This is a genomic window from Exiguobacterium sp. s124 (genome assembly GCF_018617485.1).
GTDB classification, from domain to species: domain Bacteria; phylum Bacillota; class Bacilli; order Exiguobacteriales; family Exiguobacteriaceae; genus Exiguobacterium; species Exiguobacterium aestuarii.
In genome coordinates this window covers 1-272 of record NZ_JACSKH010000014.1, presented here as the reverse complement: position 1 = coordinate 272, position 272 = coordinate 1, and the positions used below count along the sequence as shown (strand labels likewise).

The window sequence follows — 272 nt, the reverse complement described above, 5'->3', positions numbered from 1 at the left end:
CGCACCATATGCACCCTTAGCTCAGCTGGATAGAGCGTTAGACTACGAATCTAAAGGCCGGGAGTTCGAATCTCTCAGGGTGCACCATTATTACGGGAAGTAGCTCAGCTTGGTAGAGCACTTGGTTTGGGACCAAGGGGTCGCAGGTTCGAATCCTGTCTTCCCGACCATTTAATTTTTGGTCTTTGAAAACTGAACGATGAGGCAAAAAAAGTTTTACAATTTTTGAATGAAGCGCAAGCTTCGTCAATTTAAGAGCTATATCAAATTCT

Annotated in this window: 2 tRNA genes; both read left to right on the top strand. The window is 44.1% G+C overall.

Features of this window, described 5'->3' with window-relative positions:
- Nucleotides 1-10: 10 nt before the first annotated feature.
- Nucleotides 11-87, top strand: a tRNA-Arg gene (locus tag KNO85_RS14880).
- A gap of 6 nt (nt 88-93) precedes the next feature.
- Nucleotides 94-170: transfer RNA gene (locus tag KNO85_RS14875), tRNA-Pro, on the top strand.
- Nucleotides 171-272: the final 102 nt, after the last annotated feature.